This is a genomic window from Kumtagia sp., from assembly GCF_059502445.1.
On record NZ_JCACER010000064.1, the window covers coordinates 1 to 3,510 of the forward strand.

The 3,510-nt window shown below is 59.5% G+C and carries 2 protein-coding genes; both read right to left on the reverse strand.

The window, feature by feature from the left end; translation table 11 throughout:
* Nucleotides 1–918: 918 nt before the first annotated feature.
* Entirely contained in the window at nucleotides 919–2,547 is a 1,629-nt protein-coding gene (gene groL / locus AC5JDC_RS18395) for a chaperonin GroEL (protein WP_495843410.1), read from the reverse strand.
* A gap of 47 nt (nucleotides 2,548–2,594) precedes the next feature.
* A complete protein-coding gene (locus AC5JDC_RS18400; protein ID WP_495843411.1) occupies nucleotides 2,595–2,912 on the reverse strand; it encodes a co-chaperone GroES in 318 nt (105 codons plus the stop codon).
* Between the last annotated feature and the right edge of the window lie 598 nt (nucleotides 2,913–3,510).

The following is a 3,510-nucleotide window of genomic DNA, read 5'->3' on the forward strand; positions in this document are numbered from 1 at the left end:
GGATAAGCACGCCTAGCCTATGCACTTCCCAACAGGGAGCGTGAGGCCCATCGCAAGGGGGAGCGGGGGGAGCGATGGGCCTCGGCATTGCTGCTCACGTGGAACGCAGAACTCTTCCGCGCCCAAAGAGTATGCGGCAACATTTGTTAATGCGTGGTTACTTCTGCATCCCTGGCGTCACATTCATAATTAAAAATCGGCTGTGAATGTTTCCATCTAGTTCATATTTAGGTGCAAACCTTTAATTGGGCGGCAGACGAGAAGAAAAACTTGACTGAACTGTTATTCAATTCGGAGACGCGGCGGGAGATGGTCGGGCATATCAACACAGCTGGCGCTGAGGAGAATCGCAACCTTGGCGTGCTCATAAACGCAGTTGTCTCGGCGCAATACCGCTTGCCGGTAGACGAAGTCATCAAGCTTGCCCGTTCTTTGCCTTTGCAAGATAGCTCATCCGAGCGTCCTTCGCCGCTGCAACGAAGGCAGCGCGGGCGACGTAGCTGGGTTGCCGCTGCACTCACCACACCAGCAAACGGACGCCGCTGACGACCTCATAATAGGCGAGTCCGCCGCCCACTGCGGAAAGCAGAACGCCGACGACGAGCGCGGCAATCAGGATTGGCGATTCTTGCATGTCTTTCGTCTCAAAGGCCGGGCAAAGCGTGCCTAATCAATGTGACGCCCGGATAATGATGGGAACAACAGGTCGGTAGTGCGTGGATGGCCTCTATGGCTGGGCCAGGCTGCACCGCCTGCGTCACATCAACGCCACTGAGCAGGACCACAGCGGGTCGGTTATGCTGAGCGACACCTGTTCCTCATCTAAGTGCGCTCGTGCCGATTGTCAGCGCGCAGGTGGGTGATCAGGAGCGGCGCATTGCTTGTCCGGCCGCTGGCCGAACGGTTCAGGCACTGTCCTCAGTATCCGCCCATGCCGCCGTTGCCTGCCGCCGGGGTGGAATCCTTTGCGGGAATGTCGGCGATCATCGCTTCGGCGGTGATGAGCAGCGCCGCGATCGACCCGGCATCCTGCAGAGCAGTCCGCACGACCTTGGCAGGATCGACGATGCCGGCCTTGATCATGTCCACATAGGTTTCCGTCTGCGCATCGAAGCCCTGGTTGCGGTCCCTGCTTTCGGCCAGCTTGCCGACCACGATCGAACCTTCGACGCCGGCATTTTCGGCGATCTGCCGGATTGGAGCCTCGAGCGCCCTGAGCACGATGGAGATGCCGGCGGTCACGTCGGCATTTGCGCCTGTCAGCGAGGTCAGGACCCCCCGGGCGCGCAGCAGCGCCACGCCGCCGCCCGGTACGATGCCTTCCTCGACGGCGGCACGCGTAGCGTTCAGCGCATCGTCGATGCGATCCTTCTTTTCCTTGACCTCAGTCTCGGTCGCGCCGCCGACGCGGATGACCGCGACGCCGCCCGCGAGTTTCGCCAGCCGCTCCTGAAGCTTCTCCTTGTCATAGTCGGATGTGGTCTCCTCGATCTGCGCCTTGATCTGGCTGATGCGCGCGGCAATGCCAGCCTTGTCGCCGGAGCCGTCGACGACTGTGGTCGTATCCTTTTCGATCAGCACACGCTTGGCGCGGCCGAGCATGTCGAGCGTGACGTTTTCAAGCTTGATGCCGAGGTCCTCGGAGATCATCTGGCCGGCCGTCAGCACGGCGATGTCCTCCAGCATAGCCTTGCGGCGATCACCGAAGCCCGGAGCCTTGACGGCCGCAACCTTTAGGCCGCCCCGCAGCTTGTTGACGACGAGCGTGGCGAGAGCCTCGCCCTCGACATCCTCGGAGATGATCAGCAGCGGCTTGCCGCTCTGCACCACGGCTTCGAGGATCGGTAGCATGGCTTGCAGATTGCCGAGCCTTTTCTCGTGGATGAGGATGTAGGGGTCCTCCAGTTCCGCGCGCATCTTCTCGGCATTGGTGACGAAGTAAGGAGAGAGGTAGCCACGATCGAACTGCATGCCTTCGACCACCTCCAGTTCGGTCTCGGCTGTCTTGGCTTCCTCGACGGTGATGACCCCCTCGTTGCCGACCTTCTCCATCGCCTTGGCGATCATCTCGCCGACGGTGGCGTCGCCATTGGCGGCGATGGTGCCGACCTGGGCGACCTCAGCCGAAGACTTTACCTTCTCGGCGCCCGCTTGTATCTCCTTGACGACGGCTGCGACGCCGAGGTCGATGCCGCGCTTCAGGTCCATCGGATTCATGCCGGCGGCAACCAGCTTCGCGCCTTCGCGCAGGATGGACGCTGCGAGCACAGTCGCGGTCGTGGTACCGTCACCGGCGAGATCATTGGTCTTCGAGGCCACTTCGCGCACCATCTGCGCGCCCATGTTCTCGAACTTGTCGGCAAGCTCGATCTCCTTGGCGACGGTGACGCCATCCTTGGTGATGCGCGGTGCGCCATAAGCCTTGTCGATGACGACGTTGCGGCCCTTGGGGCCGAGCGTCACTTTGACGGCATTGTTGAGCAGTTCGACGCCGCGCAGCATGCGGTCGCGCGCATCGCCGGCGAATTTGATTTCCTTGGCTGACATGATGTTCGTCCAGTTCTGTCTTGAGAGTGGAGCGTCGGAGAGTCCGGTCAGGCGGCTTTTTTGGTGGCCGCTCCGGTCTTCTCGACGATGCCCATGATGTCGCTCTCCTTCATGATCAGAAGGTCTTCGCCGTCGATTTTGACCTCGGTTCCGGACCATTTTCCGAACAGGATCAGATCGCCCGCCTTGACGTCGAGAGGAACCAGCTTGCCGCTTTCGTCGCGGGAACCCGGGCCAATGGCGATGACCTCGCCTTCCTGCGGTTTTTCCTTCGCGGTGTCGGGAATGATGATGCCGCCTTTGGATTTGAGATCGCCTTCCGCGCGTCGGATGACGACGCGGTCGTGGAGTGGCCGGAATTTCATGAGAGTTCTTTCTGAGGCCGGCGCATAGGGCGGCCACCTCAGATACATAGCGCCGTTGGCACTCGAATGATAGGAGTGCTAAATGTAATTCTATTAAGTTTCCGCGCGCATGAAAATTGAATCGCTGCTATATTTGTTGTTTTCAATACGTATTTCCTGATTTTCCACGCATTTATTTTTATGGAAGAGCCACTATTTCATTCCATATAAAATTAGATCAGCCTGCTCCTTGCTTAAGCGGCGGGTGAAGCCCATATATAAATCTCGTTGATTTGGCCGATTTGGCTTTTTTGCGGTGTCAGAGACCCGCCATTCACCACCGAATTCTCGATAGCGAATGCATGAAGCGCCGATTGGGTGCGCATATCGCTCTGTTCGAACCTGGAATGAAATCCCGTCGCTGACCACGGATGTACTGGCAGCACGGAAATTCGTTCCGGTTCGAATGGGAAAGATGCAGGAGCCGCGTTCGCGTGCTCCTGCGGAGTTCTGCGTTCCACGTAAGCAGCAATGCCGAGGCCCATCGCTCCCCCCGCTCCCCCTTGCGATGGGCCTCACGCTCCCTGTTGGGAAGTGCCCGCTAAGTGGCGGGGCAGCT

Excerpts from the sequence above, each read along its gene's own strand:
- groL (WP_495843410.1), bottom strand. The coding sequence starts at position 2,547 with ATGTCAGCCAAGGAAATCAAATTCGCCGGCGATGCGCGCGACCGCATG.
- AC5JDC_RS18400 (WP_495843411.1), bottom strand. The coding sequence starts at position 2,912 with ATGAAATTCCGGCCACTCCACGACCGCGTCGTCATCCGACGCGCGGAA.